The sequence below is a fragment of the Mycobacterium sp. TH-M116 genome (assembly GCF_057473685.1).
In genome coordinates this window covers 1-2,857 of sequence record NZ_JBYCLC010000122.1, presented here as the reverse complement: position 1 = coordinate 2,857, position 2,857 = coordinate 1, and the positions used below count along the sequence as shown (strand labels likewise).

Genomic DNA, 2,857 nt, shown 5'->3' with positions numbered 1-2,857 from the left:
CGGCGTGGCGGTCGTGTTGTCCACGATCAGGCGCGCGCCCCGGCGATGGCAGGCCCTCGCCAGCTGCTGCAGATCGACAACATCGAGTCCCGGGTTGGTGGGAGTCTCCGCCAGCACCACATTGGCACGTGCCGCGGCGTCGCCAATCAGCTCACTGGCTACCTCATCAATCTTGACCCCTACGGGCACAAGACATTCGGCCGCATAGCGGCGCACCTGGTAATAGCCGTCGGCGGGCAGCACCACTACCGACCCAGGCTCGGTCAGCGAACGCAATGCGGCGCTGACAGCCGCCATACCGGAGCTGAACACCACTGCGCTGGCCGCCCCCTCGAGCTCGGCGAGCGCCGATTCCAGCTGCCGCCAGGTCGGATTGGAGCTGCGTCCGTAGACATCGAGGTCCGCGGACTCGTCGTCCGACAGGTGGAAGGTCGCGGCCAGTACCGCGGGCGGCGCCACCGGCTGGCCCGGGACGGCCTGTGCGCTCACGGCTTTGACGCTGCGAGTCGAATCACCAAGCCGAGTGCTCATCGACACGTGCACCGCAGTGGTGAATTCGTTCGGCGGCGTCCGGCTGCGCCGGTACCCGCGCTCGTCTGCGCGGCCAGGTCGAAATCGCCCCGCCCAATGGTGATCACCATCGCTACATCATGCTCGTGCGCACCGGCCTGCCGCATCAGGTTTACCATCACGTCGACTGAGGCTCCGCGAAAACGACGGGCAACAACAATCCGGCCGTGATTGCTCTGGCGGAACGCACGGACGTGCGCCAGGCTGGAACCGATGGTTGCCTACGACCGGATCGGCAGTAGCTATCGCGCAACGCGGCGGCCCGACCCGCGGATCGCCGCCCAAATCCGTGCCGCACTCGCCACGATGAGCACCGTGCTCAACGTCGGGGCCGGAACGGGATCCTATGAACCGCCCCAGACCGTCGCCGCCGTCGAGCCCAGCATGGTGATGATCAATCAACGTCCGCCGGGATCCGCTCCGGGCATACAGGCCAGCGCCGAAGCCCTGCCGTTGCGAGACAACTGTGTTGACGCCGCGATGGCAATCCTGACGGTGCATCACTGGAGCGACCTCGCCGCCGGCATCGACGAACTGCACCGAGTCACTCGCTGTCGGATCGTGGTGCTGACGTGGGACCAAACGGTGACGCGCGGCTTCTGGTTGCTGCGCGAGTACTTGCCTGAGGCCACCCGTATCAGCGACGAACTGTCCGTGCCGATCGAACGTCTCGTAGAGCTGTTGGGGGGCGCAGAGGTGCAGACGGTTCCGGTGCCACATGACTGCGCCGACGGGTTCGGGGCCGCTTTCTGGCGACGCCCAGCGGCCTACCTCAACCCCACCGTGCGCGCCGGCATGTCGATGCTGGCTTACGCCGGCGAGCCCGTCCTGGCCGAGGGGCTAGCCCGGCTGGCAGCAGACCTGCACTCCGGACATTGGCATGACCGACATGCGGACCTGGTGCACAAAGATCAGCTCGACGCCGGCTACCGCCTCCTGATCAGCCACAACGATCGAGTGCGGTCCCGGTCGTGAAACCATCCCGCCGACGAGACGGGTCACCTCGGGCATCCGCACCCGTCAACATCGTCGGGCGGGCGTGACGGATCAAACACCGGCAGAACTCGTTGCTTCCGACCACACGCTTCCGCGGACCTGTTCCGCGAACGTCCAAGAACCTTATTTTCTTCTTACTTTTTCCTTACTTTTCTTATTTTTTGGTGTAGCGTCTTCCGTCATGGGCTTGCTCGAACCGCGCGATCGCGGGGTCTGGTGGCCGCCATGCCGCACCTGCGCCGGTCAGCGATCTCCCGTAGCGAAAGGGGCCGTACTGTGAGCGAGATCGGTGAGCACGCTGTGGTGTTGGGTGCCGGGATTGCGGGTCTCCTTGCCGCGAAAGCGCTTTCAGAGTTCTACGACTCGGTGACCGTGGTGGAGCGCGACAGGTTGACAGGCCACCCGAGCGAACGCAAGGGTGCGCCGCAGGACCGACATCTCCACAATTTCTTGGGTCGCGGCACCCAGGTGCTGGCGGAATTGTTTCCCGGCCTACTCGACGAGCTGGCCGCAGCCGGAGCGGTGGTCGTCGACGACGGCGACTTGTCGCGGGTCTACACGCGCGTGGGCCACTGCGAGTTGAAACGCTCGGGCAGGTTGGCCGAGCCGGCAGCGTTGACACTGTGTCTGGCCACCCGCCCATTTGTGGAATTCCACGTGCGCCGGCGCGTGATGACCCTGCCCAATGTGACGGTCAGAGAAGGCCACGACGTCATCGGACCAGTAGCTGTCGGCGATGCCGTCACCGGGGCGCGAATCATCAACCGTGACAACGGCGTAGCAACTACATTGGATGCCGACCTGGTGGTCGATGCACTGGGCCGCGGCGCACGCACTCCGGCGTTTCTGGAAGGTCTGGGGTACGGCCGCCCGACCGAGACGCGATCCACCACGGCGCTGGGCTATTCCAGTCAACGGTTCCGTCTGCCCCACGGCCGCATCGACGAACAATTGGTCGCGACCAATCAAGGCCTCGGCCGGCCTGGGGCGTTGCTGATGGCGTGCGAGCACGACACCTGGATGCTGGCCGTCGCCCGGTCTACCGGGCACGGCGGTGCGCCACCCGACTTCGCGACCATGCTCGACGTGGCCGCCGAAACCTTACCCAGGTCAATCTCGGACGTGTTGCTCCGCGCCGATCCTGTCGGGAGGATCGCCATGTTGCGTAACCCGGCCGCGGTGTGGCGCCGCTACGACCGGATGCCGAAATTCCCGCGTGGATTATTGGTGGTCGGAGACGCACTGTGCAGCCTGAACCCCGTCTACGGGCAAGGCATGACCATGGCCGCAC

Annotated in this window: 3 protein-coding genes; 2 read left to right on the top strand and 1 reads right to left on the bottom strand. The window is 65.6% G+C overall.

Features of this window, described 5'->3' with window-relative positions; genetic code table 11:
- A partial coding sequence (locus tag AC2VOK_RS05985; protein WP_428899662.1) for an aminotransferase class I/II-fold pyridoxal phosphate-dependent enzyme occupies nucleotides 1–531 on the bottom strand: 531 nt, incomplete at its 3' end.
- A gap of 252 nt (nucleotides 532–783) precedes the next feature.
- On the opposite strand from AC2VOK_RS05985, the gene AC2VOK_RS05980 reads away from it, so the two are divergent.
- Entirely contained in the window at nucleotides 784–1,545 is a 762-nt protein-coding gene (locus tag AC2VOK_RS05980) for a class I SAM-dependent methyltransferase (protein WP_428899661.1), read from the top strand.
- A gap of 297 nt (nucleotides 1,546–1,842) precedes the next feature.
- On the top strand, nucleotides 1,843–2,857 hold a 1,015-nt coding region (locus tag AC2VOK_RS05975; protein ID WP_428899660.1), incomplete at its 3' end, for an FAD-dependent oxidoreductase.

Coding starts and splice junctions, on each gene's coding strand:
- AC2VOK_RS05980 (WP_428899661.1), top strand. CDS start 784: ATGGTTGCCTACGACCGGATCGGCAGTAGCTATCGCGCAACGCGGCGG.